Raw genomic sequence first — 15,328 nt, forward strand, 5'->3', positions numbered from 1 at the left:
ATACTCAAGCGCCATCTGCTCGCCCCCGGGCCCACCCAGGTACCCGCCGAGGTGCAGCTGGCCATGGCCGCGCCCATCATTCACCACCGCACGCCGCAGTTCAGCGAGTTGTTCGGCAAAACCGCGGCCGGTGCGCGCGCCATGTTCGCCACCGAGCAGCCCGTGATGATGCTCGCCTGCACGGGCACCGGTGGTATGGAGGCCGCGGTCACCAACACCTTGAGCCACGGCGACCACGTGCTGGTCGTAAAGGGCGGCAAGTTCGGTGAGCGCTGGGAAGAAATAGCACTGCGCTACGGCCTCCGCGTTACAGCGCTGGATGTCGAGTGGGGCAAGGCCGTTGACCCGGCCCAGGTGGCAGCCATCCTCGCGCAGGCCGACGACCTGAAGGCCGTGCTCGTGCAGGGCAGCGAAACCTCGACCACGGTGCTGCACCCGGTGACCGAGCTGGCCGCCTTGACCCGCGACCGCGACTGCCTGCTCATAGTGGACGGCATAACCTCGGTGGGCGTGGCCGACATGCCCATGGACGCCAGCGGCATAGACGTGCTCGTTACCGGTTCGCAGAAGGCCATGATGTTGCCGCCGGGGCTTGCCCTGGTGGCCCTGAGCGAGAAGGCCTGGCGCGCGAACGAGAACGCCGACCTGCCGCGCTATTACTTTGACCTGGCGCGCGAACGCGACGCGCTGGCCAAGGATACTTCGGCTTACACACCGGCCGTGTCGCTGGTCACGGGACTGGCGGCGGTGTTCGAACTGGTGGAGGCTACCGGCGGCTGGCCGCAGGTGTACCGCAGGCACGACATCCTGGCGCGGGCCACGCGCGCGGGCGTGCTGGCCATGGGCCTGGACTTGCTGGCGCCCGACGCTCCCAGCCCGGCGGCCACCGGCGTGCGCCTGCCCGAGACGGTGGACGGCGGCGCGCTCACGAAGTACCTGCGCGATACCATGGGCGTGACCGTGGCCGGCGGACAGGGCCACCTCAAGGGCCGCATCGTGCGCCTGGCCCACATAGGCTACGCCGATACCTTTGACGTGGTGGTGGCGCTGTCGGCGCTGGAAATGGCGCTGGCGGGGCTGGGCCACGAGGTCGAATTCGGGCGCGGCACGGCCGCTGCCCAGAAACTGCTCATGGAGATGTACGCTTAGCATGGCCGAGGTTTGCAAGGTTGTTGTTTCGGACAAGCTGGCGCCCGAGGGCCTGGCCATACTCGAGGCTTCGCCGGGGCTGTCGGTGGACTACCAACCCGGCCTGTCGCCCGAAGATCTCGCCGTTGTTGTAGCCGACGCCCAAGGGTTGGTCATACGCAGCGGCACTCGCGTCACGGCCGAGCTGCTGGATGCTGCAACAGAGCTGAAGGTCGTGGGCCGCGCGGGTATCGGGGTGGACAACGTAGACGTCGCCGAGGCTACGCGCCGTGGCGTGGTCGTCATGAACACGCCCGGGGGCAACAACGTCACCACCGCCGAGCACACCGTGTCGCTGATGATGGCACTGGCGCGCCACATACCGCAGGCCAACGCCACGCTCAGGCAGGGCGACTGGCGACGCAGCGACTTTGTGGGTACCGAGCTCTGCGGTAAGACCCTGGGCGTGGTGGGGCTTGGAAACATAGGCGCCATCGTCAGCGATCGCGCGCGCGGCCTGAAGATGAAGATATTGGCCTACGATCCTTTTCTCACCGAGGAGGGCGCTACCCGGCTGGGCGTGGAGCTGGCGACGCTCGCAGAAGTGTACGCGCGGGCTGATTTTCTGACCGTGCATACCCCGCTCACCGACGACACCCGCGGCATGGTGGGCGACGATGCCTTCGCCGCCATGCGCGACGGCGTACGCATAGTAAACTGCGCCAGGGGTGGCATAGTCGACGAAGAAGCGCTGCTGCGGGCGCTCGAGTCGGGCAAGGTAGCTGGCGCGGCCCTGGACGTGTTCGCCGAAGAACCGCCCACAGATTTTCGCCTCGTGGAGCACCCGGCGGTGGTGGCCACACCCCACCTTGGAGCAAGCACCGGAGAGGCCCAGCTCAACGTGGCCCTGGCCGTGGCCGAGCAGGTGCGCGACTACCTGGTCGACGGGGTGGTGGTCAATGCCATCAACCTGCCGTCGGTTTCGGTCGAAATGGCGGAGCGCATCGCGCCGTATCTTTTGCTGGCCGAGCGCATGGGCCGCCTGCACGGCCAGCTGGCCGAGGGTGATGCCCCCACCGAGGTCACGGTGGAATACCACGGCGAGGCGGCCGACCTCGAAGACACCCGCCCGGTGAGCGCGGCCGTGCTCAAGGGCCTGCTCTCGAGCTTTTTCGCCGCGCCGGTAAATGCTGTCAACGCCGAGTCCATAGCCAGCGAACGCGGAGTGCGCCTGGTCGAGGTGCGCGAGCGTGCGAGCTCGGCCTTCGCGAGTTCGCTCACCGTGCGCTTGAGTGGCCCGACCGGCGGGCACGTCATTTCGGGCGCCGTGTTCGGCCGCGCGACGGTGCGCCTGGTGCGGCTCGACGATTTTTACTTCGAGGCCATCCCCGAGGGCAACATACTAATACTCAACAACAAGGATGTGCCGGGCGTGGTGGGACGCGTGGGCGCGTTGCTGGGCGAGGCCAACATCAACATTTCGGGCGTGGTGCTGGGCAGCGTTGACGGTGAGGCCGTGTCGTTCTTTCACGTGGACGACCCCCTTGACGCCGCTCAGCTCGAGAGCCTGCGGGCCCTGCCCGAGATAACCGGCGCGCGCATGGTCTGCCTGTAGGCCCGCGAGTGCGGATCCAAGAACAGTGAATATCAATACCAACAGCGTGGCCGTGGTTGGCCTGCAGTGGGGCGACGAGGGTAAGGGCAAGATCGTTGACCTGCTGGCCGAGGCCGCCGACGTGGTGGTTCGCTTCCAGGGCGGCAACAACGCCGGCCACACCCTGGTGGTTGATGGTGAGCAGACCGTGCTGCACCTGGTGCCGTCGGGTGCCCTGCACGCCGACACCACCTGTGTCATAGGCGGCGGCGTGGTGGTGGACCCCGGCGTGCTCGCCTCCGAGCTCGCGAGCCTTCGCGCCCGCGGCTACCTGGTCGAGCCGGGCAGCCTCATGCTGAGCCAGGAAGCGCACCTGATATTGCCCTACCACAAGGCCATCGACCAGGCCCGCGAGCGCAAGCGCGGCAAGGGTAAGATAGGCACCACCGGCCGCGGCATAGGCCCGGCCTACGAGGACAAGGTCGCGCGCATCGGAATAAGGGCCGGCGACCTGCTCGACCGCGACGGCTTCGTGTCGCGTCTTAGAGAAAACCTGGCTGAGAAGAACGCCTATCTCGAGGCCATGCTTGGCGAAGGTGCACTGGATTTTGACTCGGTGCTGGCCGAACTCGACGAGAGTACTGCCGGCTTGCTGGAACTGGTGGCCGACACTTCCAGCTGGCTCGACGAGGCCACGAGGTCGGGCAGCAAGGTGCTGTTCGAGGGCGCCCAGGCGCTCATGCTCGACGTTGACCACGGCACCTATCCCTTCGTGACGTCTTCTAATACCGGTACCGGGGCCATCGCCACCGGCGCGGGCATAGCACCGTCACTGGTGGGCCGCGTGCTGGGCATCACCAAGGCCTACACCACCAGGGTGGGGTCGGGGCCGTTTCCCACCGAGCTCGACAACGAGGTGGGAGAGCGCATGCGCGAGACCGGCGGCGAGTTCGGTGCCACCACGGGCAGGCCCCGCAGGTGCGGTTGGCTTGACGCCGTGCTGCTGGCCAAGGCGGTACGCATCAACGGCGTCGACGGTCTCACGGTGACCAAGCTCGACGTGCTCACCGGTATCGAAACGCTCAACATCTGCACCGGCTACCGCGACCCGGCCGGCGAGCCCTGCGACGTGCCTTCGACGGTGGCGGCCCTCGAACTGGTAGAGCCCGTGTACGAGCAGATGCAGGGCTGGGACGAAGACCTAGGCGCTGCTCAAAGCCTCGACGATCTACCGCGCACGGCGCGGGCCTACCTGGCCAGGATCGAAGAGCTTACGGGCGTGCCCGTGGACGTGGTCTCGCTGGGCCAGGACCGATTGCGCACCCTGGTTCTCGAGCACCCCTTCGGCGTCTGACGGCCGATCAACGGGCAGCAGCGACGCCGCCCTTGCGTGGGTCAGACGCAGCCAGCAATGTTCCGTCGTCGCGCCGCACGACCATCTGTACGGCCGCCGCGCGTTTACCCACCACCAGCTTGTGACCGCGCCGGCGCAGGCTGTCGGCCAGGTGTTGCCCGGCGCCCTGTTCGAGCATGAGAAGGTCCGGCATCCACTGGTGGTGCAGGCGCGGGGCGCTTATGGCGTCGAGCGGACCCTTGGCGAACTCGGTTGCGTTGAGCAGAGCCTGCAGCGTGCCGCTGATGATGAGCGGACCACCCGAAGCGCCCACCGCCATTCGTGCCTTGCCGTCGGCCACCAGCAGGGTGGGCGACATGCTCGACAGCGGACGCTTGCCGCCGGCCACCGAGTTGGCCTCGCTGCCGACCAGGCCGTAGACGTTGGCGCGGCCGGGCCTGAGGCTGAAGTCGTCCATGGTGTTGTTGAGTGGGTAGCCGCGGCCGGGGACTCCCAGCATGGCGCCGAAGCCGGTGTTGACGCTGCTCGTGCAGGCCGCAGCGTTGCCCTGGGAGTCGATGACCGACACGTGCGAGGTGCCGGCATCGTCGCTGGTCACCGAGCCCCCCCAGGTCCGGGCGGGGACGGGCGCTACCGCGCTCAGCCGTGAGCGCACCCAGTCGGCGTGCCTGGGTGACAGCAGCCTTGCCAAGGGAACATCAAAGTAAGCGGGGTCGCCGTACCAGCGGGCGCGGTCGGCGAAGGCCGCGCGCATGGCTTCGGCCAGCAGGTGGCTGTAACTGGCGCTGTTGTGTTCGAGCTGGGCCAGGCGGTAGGGGGCAAGCACCGCCAGCACCTGGCCAATAAGTCCACCGCCGCTGCTGGGCGGGGGCATCCCCAGCACGGTCTGCCCACGCCAGGCGAACGCGACCGGCTCGCGTTCGATCACCCGGTAGTCGCGCAGGTCTTCTTCGCTCATGATGCCGCCGTGCGCGCGCAGGGCTGCGAGCAGGTCACGGGCGATGGGGCCGCTGTAGAACGGCGAGGGGCCTTCATCGGCCAGCACGCGCAGTGTGCGCGCCAGCTTGGGCCGCCTCAGCGTCTCACCCTCGGCGAAGGGGCTGCCGTCGTCATGGAGAAACTCGGAGGCCAGGCTGGGGTTGGCCGCCAGTTCGTCGCGGTGGCGGGCGAGGGAGTCGGACAGGTGAGCTTCGAGCTTGAAGCCCTGCTCGGCAAGCCGTATGGCGGGGGCGGCCACCTCGGCCATGGAGAGGCTGCCGTAGTGTTGCAGAGCCCAGGCCATGCCAGCCGCTTCACCCGGTACGGCAACCGCCAGTCCGCCACGGCGGCTGGCGTCGTCGGCCAGGCCTTCGGACATAAAAGTGTCACGCCGGGCCGCTGACGGCGCGGTCTCGCGAAAATCGAGGGCGCGGGCGCCCCGCCCATCGGCCAACCAAAGGAGCATGAAGCCGCCACCGCCCAGTCCCGCAGACGAGGGGTTGACCACGCCGGTGGCGAGCGTCGCGGCAACGGCGGCATCGATGGCGTTGCCGCCAAGGGCGAGTATTTCGAGCCCCGCTTCGGAGGCAAGGCGGTGCTCGGCGGCCACCGCACCCATCCGGCCGGACAACAGCTGGCCTGATAGCTGCCCGCCATCGGCCCCCAAGGCAGCTTCGACCAGGGGCCCAGCTGCGGCTGTCACAAGGACGAACAAGACGGCCGCCGCCGACGTCAAGTAAATGTTCGCGGTGCGCTTCACGCTTGGGGTTGTAGAAGCGAGGGCGAGCGTATGCAAGAATCCCTCGTCTGCCGGGATGGGGGGCGCAGCGAGAGCCGATATGAGCAAGGCCGAAGAAAAGACAGCGAGCAGCGAGCTTCCGCCGCCCGGCGAGAAGCAGTTCTACCTGCAGGCCTTCCGCGGCAGGGCCATCCTTTTCCACCTGGCCGATCCGGGCCCACAAAAAGCCGTGCAGGCGGTGGTTGACCAGCTGGTCGCCAATCGCAGCATGGTGGTCGTGGTGTCGGATGCGGCTCGGTCGGCGGTCGGCCCGGGCAGTCGCGACCTCGCCGAGGGTAGCCCGGTGCTGGCGCGGCTGGCTGCGCGGCTGGTAGAGAGCCGGCTGGTCAGGGTGAAGCGGCCCCGGACCGCTGCCGTGAAATCCCTGGCCTTCTCGCTGCAACTGGCCTCGCGGCTGGGTATAGGCAAGGTGGTGCTTGTCGACGGCAGGGGCGGGCTGGCTGTGACCGGGCAGGGGGCTGGCGGCTCCTTCGTCAGCGCGGCAGGTCTCAAGCGCCTGCTGGCGGGCGACCGGGATACAGGTGGCTGGAGTCACGCCGAACTCGGCTTGATGCTGGCTGCGTTGGGCGACGGTGTGGAGGCCATCAACCTGACTTCGGCCGAGGGCTGCGCTGCCGAGCTGTTCAGCTACCGGGGCAGCGGTACCCTGCTCAGCGCTCATACCTACTGCAGGCTCGGGCGCCTGGGCGTGGACGACTACACCGACGGTTTGCGCCTGCTCGCCAAGGGCGAGCGCGAGGGTTACCTGCTTGCTCGCAGTGAGCAGCAGCGCTACGAGCTGCTGCAGAGCGCTTACGGGGCCTGGTTCGAGCACCACCGCCTGGCCGGGGTGGCCGCGCTCAGGACCGCGCCTTATCGTCGCAGCCGCCTGGCCGAGATCTCGGGTTTGTACACCATAAGTCGGTTCAAGGGCGGAGGGGTGGGTGCTCGCCTGCTCGCCCACCTGCTCGGCAGGGCGCGCGAGTTGAAGCTGCGCGCCGTCTTTGCCTGCACCGCGGATCGGGCCGCCGGCGAGTTCTTTGAGCGGCAGGGTTTCGTCGAGGTCGAGCGCGGGCGGGTGCCGGCTTCGAAGTGGAAGGGGCGCAAGGGTGATTTGCCTCGCGTGTACTGGAGGGACCTTTAAGGTCGGGAGGTGAACCGTGGCTATGTACTTGAGGACTTTCGGTGGCGTGCTGGTGGCGCTGGGCCTGGTGGCCAGCGTTTCGTGCTGGAGCGGCCTGCTCGGCGATGAGCCTTACTACAAGGCCCTGCGGGCGCTGGAGAAGTACCCGGGCAACGTTCTCTACACCACCGAGCTGCGCATGGCCGAGCCCAGGCACATGCTGTTGGGCGCGGGAACAGCGATGGGACTGCCCATGGGGCTCGTTTTTGGCAGCCTGTGTCTCGGCCTGGCTGAACTGTTGGCCGGCCGCGGCCGCGCGGCGTAAAAGGCTCGTGGCGGGATTTTTCCCTTGACGTACGCGCAAGTGACGAATTTCTAACGCTTTGTTGTTGGCACGCGAACAACACGCGCGTTGCGTCATGGAAAGTATCGAAAAAATCTCCCCCGACAGTTGAAATCAGTTGCCCGGATAGGCACCTTGGATGGAGCGGCATTTCCGGATGGCGTGTCGTTCTGCTTTGGATTTCCGATTATCGGGCTTCCAGGCAGAGAGGCAGGCTGGTCGGCAAGGCCAAGGGCGCGGCGGGTCATATTGATCTGTCGGGCCTTCTTCGGTGGTTCTCCCCAGGGGGCACTGGCCGGGGGGAGTCATGAGAAGGTACTGGTAGTCGGAAACTAGAAAACGGGGTGTAGGGATTTAATCCCTTTTAAGGAGGACATAGGAATGAGAAAATTCATAACAATAATAACGGTCGGGGTATTCCTGGCTGCAACGGGTAGCGTCGCGCTGGCGGACGGACCTGACGTGAGCATCGGGGCTTCGGCTTCGTACGTGTTTGACGTCAACGATCCGGACTCAGGTGGCAACGGCTTCCTGTACGCCAACCAGTCTGACAGCGGTAACGAGTCGTTTAACATCGACCTCGTGCAGCTCGGCGTGGCAGGCGGTAACGGCGACGTGAGCTACGGCGCCAAGCTCAACATGGGTGATCTTTCCAGCTCGTCGGATGACGGCGTGGAAGTGATGACCGCGAATGTAACCTACGACGCTGGCAGCGCATCAGTAACGGCTGGTCGTATCGATACGCCCATAGGTTACGAAGTGCTTGAGCCCTGGGGCAACGCGCATGCCAGCCGTTCGATTGCATGGGGCCTGCAGCCCATCAACCACGACGGTGTGACCGTGAGCAGCAGCACGTCCGGATTGGACATCATGCTGGGCGTGGTCAATGGCGTTGGGCCGGGCAACGACAGCGACGACGAGAAGGGCCTGATCGGCTCGGTCGGCGGTGCTGCCGGTAACGTTGATTTCAGCCTCTCGGGACTCTTTTCCGAGGAAAGCGACGTTGTCGATGTGACCATCCTGAACCTGATCCTGTCCAGCGAGCTGGCGGGCATGGATGTCGCGTTGGAAGCCAACCTGACGGAAATGGATCCCGATTCCGGCACCGACGTGGAAGTGAACAGCGTAGCTCTTTATGCTGGCACCGACCTGGGCAACACCAGCCTTGATGCGCGCCTTGAGTTCGTAGACGCGGACTGTGGCATTGGTTGTGACGATGAGCTCTGGGGCCTTACTGTAACTGCTGGCTGGGAGCTGGCCGACGGCGTTGGTTTCCGTCTTGAGTACAGGCACGATTCCTCGGATAGCGATATCTACGCTGATGGAGCTGGCTCGGAAGATAGTGTTGACGTCATCCAGGCGCAGTTGGTGCTGACCAACTAGAACGAAGTATTGAGAGGCGGTGGGTCGCATGACGGCCCACCGCCCAGGCTTCACAGGGGCCCCCGGACACCACCGGGGGCCCTTTTTTTATGGCTGCAGCCAGCAGCCTGCAGCCTGCCAAGGCCCGGGGGGCAGTGTTGCACCGTGTTGCGTGCTGTTGCGCGCTACTGAGACAGCAGCTTCGACTACTTTTCAAGCAGTATGGTGCTTGTCTCGCCGGCGGATCCTGGCGACGGCGTTTCCGGGCCCCTCACGTTCACCGCCAGCACCACGTGACCCTCTGCTTCGGCCGCCCGGGGGATGTCCAGTGGCGCCCTGGGGTCGTCTACCAGTAGTTCCAGAAGCTCACCGTTAGCCATGAGCGCGAGAGCCGCCTTGGCGCGGGCCCAGTTGAGCGGGCAGGCTACCCCCCGGAGGTCCAGGCGGCGAGCCGGTTCGCGCATTGCATTCTTGTCTATTTCGCTCATGTCATCTCAGCTGCCGGCCAGCAGTGCCCGGCCGCGTTGCACCAGATAACCGGGTGCTTTGGCGGCTACAAACTGCGATTGGAAGAGGACTAGACACAGCCTGTGCATTTTTTACCCCGATCGGGGGGGTTTTACCCTTGCCAATAGGACCCAAAACCATGTACAAACGTTAGGATTATGGCGGCGGAAGCTGACCGCCTGCCTTAGACTGGTTGAGGCGGCAGGTAATGGCCGAGCTGGGCTGTAACAGAGGAGAAAAATTCAGATGACGATCAAGCACGGTGGTTTCTTAAGTGTAGCAATGGCTGGAATCCTGGCGCTCGCCCTGGTTGGTGACGCGCAGGCCTCCTACAACAAGTTTGAGCAGAAATGCCGCTCGACCCTGGCAAAGAACGGCAGCAAGCTCGCCGCGACCGTGGCCAAGACCCTCGGCGGTTGCCACAAGAACCGCGTCAAGGGAAAGATCGCCCCTGCGGTCGACTGCAACGACATCTCGGAAGCCGATATCAAGGGTAAGGTTGCCAAGACCGAGTCCAAGCTGCGCGACGCGATTGGTGGCGCCAAGGATAAGTGTCCGCAGGCCGTGGTAGGAACACCCGGCGACCTCCACTTCTTCTCCTGCCCGGCTCCCTGCGACGTCACGGTTCCCGCGATCGCTACATTCGCTGACGTGGCCGAGTGCCAGATCTGCCTGATCGAGACCTCGGTGCAGGCCATGAGCACTTCGGGCCAGGGCGCTCCCGGTGTCCCCTTGGGCAAGGACGAGGCCAAGTGCCACGGCACCATCGGCAAGACCCAGGGTAAGCACCTCGCGACCATTCTCAAGGAAAGGACCAAGTGCCAGTCAGGTGCGGAAAAGGGCGGCGCTGAAGATAACAGCAGCTGCATAGCCGCTGACCCCAAGGGTAAGATCGCCGGCGCTCGCAGCAAGGGCGAGTCCGGTTTTGACAAGAGTTGTACGGCGGCAGACCTCAGCACGGTGGGCTCTTGTGCCACCGACCTTGCCGGCTTGAAGACCTGCGTGTTCGACGACTCGGACACCCGCGGCAGCGACCTTTTCGATGGGCTCACCGGGCTCGGTAGCCTGGTCGTGTGTGGCGACGGGGCCACGGGAGCCGGCGAAGATTGCGATGACGGAAACTCTGACAACACCGACGCCTGTCTCAACGACTGCACGGACGCGTCCTGCGGCGATGGCTATGTCCAGGATGGCGTAGACCAGTGCGACGACGGTGGCGTCGTTCCCGGCGACTGCTGCGACGCGAGCTGCCAGCTGGAGATAGGCAGCGGATGCCAGCACCCCGAGTGCCCGAATTCCGGATCAGCCACCCTGTGGGCCGGCACCGGCGGCGCGTGTGCCAGTGACCTCGATTGCCCGGCCGGCACCTGCAACCTGACCATCGGCCGTTGCCAGACCACAACCGAGCTTGACTCGGGTGCCAGTGGGATAGGTCACGACGCCGACGTTAACGATTTTGCGACCGGGCTTGGAACCTTACTTTGCGAGGGCCCTCCGGGCGTGGGCGGTTGCGGTGAATGCTCCTTGGAGGGTGTCGATCCGTCGGCAGGTAACTGCCGCTGCGAGAATGACCTGCGGGTTATTTGCGACGAGCCCTTTGCGGTCGACAACGACGACTGCGGTGGCGACACCTGCCAGTGCTTTCTCGGCGCGCCTTTTCCGCTGGCATCTGGCGGCATAGCGGTCTGCGTGGTAAGTCGACTCTCCCAGGATCTCATCGGCACTGCCAACGTCGACACGGGTGAATTCGAGACAGCGGCCGCCCTGCGCACGCAGGTGTTCCTGGGCCTCGATCTCTTCAACCCCTGTCCCACCTGTGACGGTGATGCCGTGTACGACGACGGCGTCAGGGGCGGCATCTGCAGCTTCGGCCGCAACATGGGTGAGTCCTGTGACTCGACGGCCCTCAACCATACCTTCCCCAACGTGAGGCGCAGGTGCAGCGTTACGTCTGGTCCCTGCGAGGTGAACTCCGACTGTCCCAACGCTCCATCGGAGAATTGCGAGGCTTACACGCCGGCGTCTGTGGGCGGCGAGTACAGCCTCGACTGTATGCCGGCGGTGGGCAAGAACGTTTCGGGGCAGGGCCTGCCCATTGACCTGAGCCTGACCTCGGGTACGCGGACGCTTACCGCCACCAAGACCTGCCCGTTCCCCTTCGGGGCGTATAACTGCCACTGCCTGCAATGCAGCGCCGACACCACCGTGCCTTGCAGCAACGACGCTGAATGTGCCGCCGTGGGAGCGGGTATCTGCACCGTCACTGGCGCGGGCGTGATGAACGGTCCCGATCCATGCATTTCGTTCAGCACGGTCTGCACGGCGACAACTGGCAACGAGGCCGAGTGTCCGGGTGTTGTGGAGAGTACCTGCGACGGCTTTGTGCGGGCCAGTGGCGAGGGCTACCTCAGCTGCACTGTTAACGCTGATTGCCAGTTTGGTGCGTTGAGCGCGGGCAACTGCACGCTGGACAAGACGCGTGAGTGCTTCCTGCCCACCATACAGGCCGACGGTGTTGCCAACCCAGGCAACCCCCAGGCTGCCTCGGTGTTCTGCATCGCCCCGGTTTCGAGCGCGGGCGTCAACTCGGCCGTGGGCCTGCCGGGTGCGGGCCGGGTGGTACAGGAACTCACGACGACCCTTTACTGCGCCAACAATCCGGCGGTAGAGTACACGCCGGGTGATCCGACCAGCTGCCAGTAGCGACAGGCCTTGTCGGGCAGTTGTGCCCGACATTAACAGCCCCGTCCCGGTTAACGCCGGGGCGGGGTTTTTTGTGCCGGCAGCCGGGCTGCGGCCCACTGGTCTACCACAGCGCGTTTTACGGCGCTTGACCGACCGGTGGCAAGCGGCCTAGGCTATGCCCGGAATGCCTGGGGGAGTGAAAGGGGGCGTGGCTGTTTGGCCGGGCTGGAGCCTGGGAGTGCTACCGGCACTGTTGCTGTTTCTGGGTGCGTCGCCCGCGTTTGCGAGTGAAGTCGCGGGCGAGGGACGGCAGTGGCTGCAACGCTCACAGCGTGCTCGTTTTCCGGCAGCGGACATGAGGGCCTCGTTCGAGATGCTGGTCGTGCTTTCCGACGGCAGCCGCTTGTCGCGTCGGGGCACGGCCTACCGTCGCAACGGCGAGGGGGCACTGGCCGACAGGCTCTACGTCTTTCGCGAGCCCTCGTCGCTCAACGGGTTGGCCCTGCTCAGCCGAGACAGGCAAGGCAAAGCTGCTGACCAGTGGCTGTACCTGCCGGCTTACGGGAGGGCGCGGCGCGTGGCCATGCACACGGCCGGCGACGCTTTTGTAGGGTCTGATTTTTTCTACTCCGACCTCGCCCGCGTGAGGGTAGAGGACGGCACCCACCGTCTGCAGGGAGACCGGCCATGTGCCGCTGACGGTTCGTTGGCGGGCAAGTCTGCCTGCGTGGCGGTAGCCACTACCGACCTGCCGGGCGGCTACCCCTGGGGGAGCGTGGTCAACTTCATAGACAAGCGCAACGCCTTGCCGCGCCGTGTGGAGTACTACGACAGGGACGGCGACCTGGCCAGGGTGATGACCATCGACCGCGTGAGCACTGTCCACGGTTTTGCCACGCCCCTGTCGATCACGATGAAGACCGTCGCTTCGGCTGGCTACTCCACCCTCACCCTGGACGGGATCAGCTATGATCAGGGCCTGGAGGCCGATACTTTTTCGGTCGAAGCGCTCGAACGCGGTGCCCATGTACAGGCAGCCGCGAAGGCCTCCACGGACGCTTCTTCGGCGCCCTGAGCCCAGCTGGCCGCCTTTGGGCGGTGTAATATATCGCTGCGAACTACTAAGTGGCCGCTCGAGGTCTGCTGATTCCTCTCTGTCATTGACTGCCGGCCGTCATCGGCGTTAGCCTTCCACTTGTTCCGCAGGGGATGCGGCAAGAGGGGTTTTTAAGATGGATTCGGAAACTAAAGCAGAAATAAAAACACGGATTTCCAAGATCCTTTACGACAAGGGCTGGACCGAGATGGAGTTGTCGCGTCGAACCGGCCTGGCCCAGAGCTACATCAACAGGGTCAAAAACTCGCGCATCGTGCCCACGGTGAGGACCGCCATGCGTATCTGCAAGGCACTGGACGTGAGCGTAGAGGACGCCTTCGTGTACGACGAAAAGGGACTGTTGCTGCTCTCGAGCAGTCACCCGGAAATAGCGCGCTTCGAACGCAGGGGCTGACAAGGGGCGGCGTCCTGGCGGGTGGCGGCTTGCAGGCTGACACCCCAGCGAGTAACCTCACGCTCCCCCCTGTATGCAGGGCGTCGCGTCGGTCGCGGCAAGGGATTTCCCCGCGTGATCAGGCCGCTGGATATAGGAACCTTACGGGTTAAAACCAACCTCGTTCTCTCGCCCATGTCGGGCGTGACCGACTGTGCCTTTCGCAGCCTCGTACGTCATTGCAGTGGTGGGGCACTCGGCCTGGTGGTGAGCGAGTTTGTCGCCGCCGAGGGTATCACCCGCGACAACCAACGCACGCTCTCCATGCTCAGGATCGAGGACCGCGAGCGACCGGTGTCCATACAGATTTTTGGTTCGGAACCCACGCGCATGGCCGACGCCGCGCGCGTGGTCGAACAGGCGGGTGCCGATATAGTTGATATCAACTGCGGATGTCCCGCACCCAAGGTCGTGCGCAGGGGGGGCGGGGCCGAGCTCATGCGCCAGACCGAGCGCCTGGAGTCGGTGGTCCGGCAGGTGCGCGAGGCCGTGAGCGTGCCGGTGACAGTCAAGATACGCGCTGGCTGGGACCAGGACTCGGTCAACGCGGTAGAGGTGGCGCGCCTGGTCGAACAGGCCGGCGCGAGCGCACTGGCGGTGCATGGTCGCACCCGCGTGCAGCTCTACAACGGCAGCGCCGACTGGGAGCTCGTGGAGCGCGTGGCCGCCGCGGTGGACATACCCGTGCTCGGCAGCGGCGACGTGGTGGAGGCCGGCACCGCAGTCGAGAGGCTGGCGGCACCCGGGGTGTCGGGGCTTTTGATAGGCCGGGCGGCACTCGATAACCCGTGGATATTCAGGCAGGTGGGCGATCTGGCGGCCGGTCGCCTGCCGTTTGCGCCCGGGCCTGCCGACAAAGTCGCCGCGCTGAAGTTGTTCAGGGACCTGTTGCGTGAAACCCTTCCCGACCAGGCCTTCATGGGCCGTTACCGGGGCATGGCCTGCCGGGCGGTCAAGGGATTGCCCGAGGCGGCCGCAGCGCGAAGGCGCATGGGCAGCGCCGCGAGCGTGGATGAAGTAACCCAGTTGCTGGGCGAGTTCCTGGCAGGGGCGGGCGACCGGACCGAGGCGCAGCAGGAGCCAGTGGTAGAACCGGCGATGGGGGCAGGCTGATAAAATGGCGGACAGGTTCCAGGTATTCGTAGGCAAGGAGGACTTTCGCTTCAACGCGGCCCACTTCTCGGTCTACTCGGGCTTCAGGGAGCGGCTGCACGGCCACAACTACCGAGTAAGCGTGCTACTGGAAGGCGAGATAGGGCCGGACGGTTACGTGGTGGATTTCGGTGACATAAAGAAGGCCACCCGCTTGCTCTGCTCGCGACTGAACGAGCGTTTCATCGTGCCCACGCTCAACGACCGAATAGAGGTGAGCTGCGCTGACGGGCAGATGGAGCTGTTGTGTCTCGACGACGGCGGGCGCTACAGCATGCCCGAAGTCGACTGCGCCATGCTCCCCATAGCCCACTCGTCGGCAGAAGAACTCGCGTTGTGGTTCTGCGATCGCCTGGCCGAGGAGTTGGCCCTGCCCGCGGACCGCACACTGCTCAGCCTGGAAGTGACCGTTGCCGAGGCACCCGGTCAGGAGGCGCGCTGTTGCAGGCAGCTGGCCGGAAAGGCCCGGACGTGAGTATAAGATCGTCGCTACAGGCGGGTGCGTTGATAGTGCTGTTGGCCGCCGTGGGGGCGGGGTGCAGGTCGGCACTGCCTGAGCAGGGCAGCGCCGACGAGCAGCTTTACAGCCTTCGCTGCGGTGGTTGTCACCCGCCCTACGAGCCGGGGATCATGAAACCGGCGATGTGGGGCATCATGGTGGCGCGCATGGAGAGCGAGCTTAAGCGCCGGGGGCTGCCGCGTCTCGCCGACGAAGAGCGCGAGAAGATCATCGCCTACCTGTCGAGACACGCGGCCGACTGAGCACCGAAAGGT

At 65.4% G+C, this 15,328-nt stretch carries 14 protein-coding genes; 12 read left to right on the plus strand and 2 right to left on the minus strand.

Annotated features, from left to right (window positions below):
- The 3 genes from EYQ35_11165 to EYQ35_11175 are packed head-to-tail and all read left to right on the plus strand — an operon-like array spanning position 1 to position 4,076.
- Entirely contained in the window at positions 1-1,149 is a 1,149-nt protein-coding gene (locus tag EYQ35_11165) for an alanine--glyoxylate aminotransferase family protein (GenBank protein ID HIF64694.1), read from the plus strand.
- A 1-nt stretch (position 1,150) separates the two neighbouring features.
- Positions 1,151-2,743: a phosphoglycerate dehydrogenase gene (locus tag EYQ35_11170; GenBank protein HIF64695.1), complete on the plus strand. Its 1,593-nt coding sequence runs from the start codon at positions 1,151-1,153 to the stop codon at positions 2,741-2,743.
- Between the two features lie 31 nt (positions 2,744-2,774).
- Positions 2,775-4,076 (plus strand): adenylosuccinate synthase, encoded by a 1,302-nt coding sequence (locus tag EYQ35_11175; protein HIF64696.1) that lies wholly within the window; start codon positions 2,775-2,777, stop codon positions 4,074-4,076.
- 7 nt (positions 4,077-4,083) lie between these two features.
- On the opposite strand, the gene ggt is transcribed toward EYQ35_11175, so the two are convergent.
- Positions 4,084-5,814, minus strand: coding sequence for a gamma-glutamyltransferase (gene ggt, locus EYQ35_11180; protein ID HIF64697.1), 1,731 nt, complete (start codon positions 5,812-5,814; stop codon positions 4,084-4,086).
- Here ggt and EYQ35_11185 point away from each other — a divergent pair.
- The 3 genes from EYQ35_11185 to EYQ35_11195 all read left to right on the plus strand — a co-directional run bounded on the left by EYQ35_11185 (position 5,795) and on the right by EYQ35_11195 (position 8,681).
- On the plus strand, positions 5,795-6,976 hold the full coding sequence (locus tag EYQ35_11185) for a GNAT family N-acetyltransferase (protein ID HIF64698.1): 1,182 nt from the start codon (positions 5,795-5,797) through the stop codon (positions 6,974-6,976). The genes ggt and EYQ35_11185 overlap by 20 nt on opposite strands.
- A gap of 16 nt (positions 6,977-6,992) precedes the next feature.
- Positions 6,993-7,280 carry a hypothetical protein gene (locus tag EYQ35_11190; GenBank protein HIF64699.1) on the plus strand — a complete coding sequence of 96 codons (288 nt, stop codon included), beginning with the start codon at positions 6,993-6,995 and terminating at the stop codon, positions 7,278-7,280.
- Between the two features lie 399 nt (positions 7,281-7,679).
- Positions 7,680-8,681 carry a hypothetical protein gene (locus EYQ35_11195; protein ID HIF64700.1) on the plus strand — a complete coding sequence of 334 codons (1,002 nt, stop codon included), beginning with the start codon at positions 7,680-7,682 and terminating at the stop codon, positions 8,679-8,681.
- A 185-nt stretch (positions 8,682-8,866) separates the two neighbouring features.
- Here the strand turns inward: EYQ35_11195 and EYQ35_11200 are convergent, their stop codons facing one another.
- Positions 8,867-9,148, minus strand: coding sequence for a sulfurtransferase TusA family protein (locus EYQ35_11200; protein HIF64701.1), 282 nt, complete (start codon positions 9,146-9,148; stop codon positions 8,867-8,869).
- 715 nt (positions 9,149-9,863) lie between these two features.
- Between EYQ35_11200 and EYQ35_11205 the strand changes: the two genes are divergently transcribed.
- The 6 genes from EYQ35_11205 (at position 9,864) to EYQ35_11230 (ending at position 15,316) form a co-directional block, all read left to right on the plus strand.
- A complete protein-coding gene (locus EYQ35_11205; GenBank protein ID HIF64702.1) occupies positions 9,864-11,870 on the plus strand; it encodes a hypothetical protein in 2,007 nt (668 codons plus the stop codon).
- A 157-nt stretch (positions 11,871-12,027) separates the two neighbouring features.
- On the plus strand, positions 12,028-12,927 hold the full coding sequence (locus tag EYQ35_11210) for an outer membrane lipoprotein-sorting protein (protein HIF64703.1): 900 nt from the start codon (positions 12,028-12,030) through the stop codon (positions 12,925-12,927).
- A gap of 157 nt (positions 12,928-13,084) precedes the next feature.
- Positions 13,085-13,363 (plus strand): XRE family transcriptional regulator, encoded by a 279-nt coding sequence (locus EYQ35_11215; GenBank protein ID HIF64704.1) that lies wholly within the window; start codon positions 13,085-13,087, stop codon positions 13,361-13,363.
- A 114-nt stretch (positions 13,364-13,477) separates the two neighbouring features.
- The gene (dusB, locus tag EYQ35_11220) at positions 13,478-14,515 is read left to right on the plus strand and encodes a tRNA dihydrouridine synthase DusB (protein ID HIF64705.1); all 1,038 of its coding nucleotides are present in this window, start codon (positions 13,478-13,480) and stop codon (positions 14,513-14,515) included.
- 4 nt (positions 14,516-14,519) lie between these two features.
- Entirely contained in the window at positions 14,520-15,029 is a 510-nt protein-coding gene (locus EYQ35_11225) for a 6-pyruvoyl tetrahydropterin synthase family protein (protein ID HIF64706.1), read from the plus strand.
- Complete coding sequence (locus tag EYQ35_11230; protein HIF64707.1) at positions 15,026-15,316, plus strand: hypothetical protein; 291 nt, start codon at positions 15,026-15,028, stop codon at positions 15,314-15,316. The genes EYQ35_11225 and EYQ35_11230 overlap by 4 nt, the downstream gene beginning before the upstream one ends.
- Positions 15,317-15,328 lie beyond the last annotated feature (12 nt).

The organism is Candidatus Binatota bacterium (genome assembly GCA_012960245.1).
Lineage (GTDB): Bacteria > Desulfobacterota > Binatia > UBA1149 > UBA1149 > UBA1149.

Bases quoted from the DNA above. Each gene is read 5' to 3' on its own strand.
- EYQ35_11225 (HIF64706.1), top strand. From the start codon at position 14,520: ATGGCGGACAGGTTCCAGGTATTCGTAGGCAAGGAGGACTTTCGCTTC.
- EYQ35_11195 (HIF64700.1), top strand. From the start codon at position 7,680: ATGAGAAAATTCATAACAATAATAACGGTCGGGGTATTCCTGGCTGCA.
- EYQ35_11185 (HIF64698.1), top strand. From the start codon at position 5,795: ATGTTCGCGGTGCGCTTCACGCTTGGGGTTGTAGAAGCGAGGGCGAGC.
- EYQ35_11210 (HIF64703.1), top strand. From the start codon at position 12,028: ATGCCCGGAATGCCTGGGGGAGTGAAAGGGGGCGTGGCTGTTTGGCCG.
- EYQ35_11215 (HIF64704.1), top strand. From the start codon at position 13,085: ATGGATTCGGAAACTAAAGCAGAAATAAAAACACGGATTTCCAAGATC.
- EYQ35_11170 (HIF64695.1), top strand. From the start codon at position 1,151: ATGGCCGAGGTTTGCAAGGTTGTTGTTTCGGACAAGCTGGCGCCCGAG.
- EYQ35_11205 (HIF64702.1), top strand. From the start codon at position 9,864: ATGAGCACTTCGGGCCAGGGCGCTCCCGGTGTCCCCTTGGGCAAGGAC.
- EYQ35_11200 (HIF64701.1), bottom strand. From the start codon at position 9,148: ATGAGCGAAATAGACAAGAATGCAATGCGCGAACCGGCTCGCCGCCTG.